This is a genomic window from Pseudomonas sp. EA_65y_Pfl1_P113 (assembly GCF_963970525.1).
In the GTDB taxonomy this organism is placed as follows: Bacteria; Pseudomonadota; Gammaproteobacteria; order Pseudomonadales; family Pseudomonadaceae; genus Aquipseudomonas; species Aquipseudomonas tritici.
The window spans coordinates 1-255 of record NZ_CAXAQM010000745.1 but is presented as its reverse complement, the minus strand read 5'-3'; the positions used below and the strand labels follow the sequence as shown (position 1 = coordinate 255).

The window sequence follows — 255 nt, the reverse complement described above, 5'->3', positions numbered from 1 at the left end:
CTGGTCGGTGTGAAGTGCAATTTGAAACGCGGATGCTTTTCCAGCCACTGCTTGATTGCAGCCGTTTTGTGGGTCGAACTGTTATCTAAAATCACATGCAGATCCAGTCCGGCGGGCGTGTTGCGTTCAATCTGTTGCAGAAAAGCCAGAAACTCCTTGGCTCGATGGCGCTGGGTAATCCGTCCGATGACTTGGCCGCTCATAATGTCGAAAGCCGCGTACAGACTCGCCGTACCATGGCGTTTGTAATCATGC

Annotated in this window: 1 protein-coding gene; it reads right to left on the bottom strand. The window is 52.2% G+C overall.

Annotated features, from left to right (window positions below; genetic code table 11):
• Nucleotides 1-255 (bottom strand): transposase (locus AACY52_RS32005; RefSeq protein WP_339561648.1); only part of this gene is annotated, 255 nt, incomplete at both ends.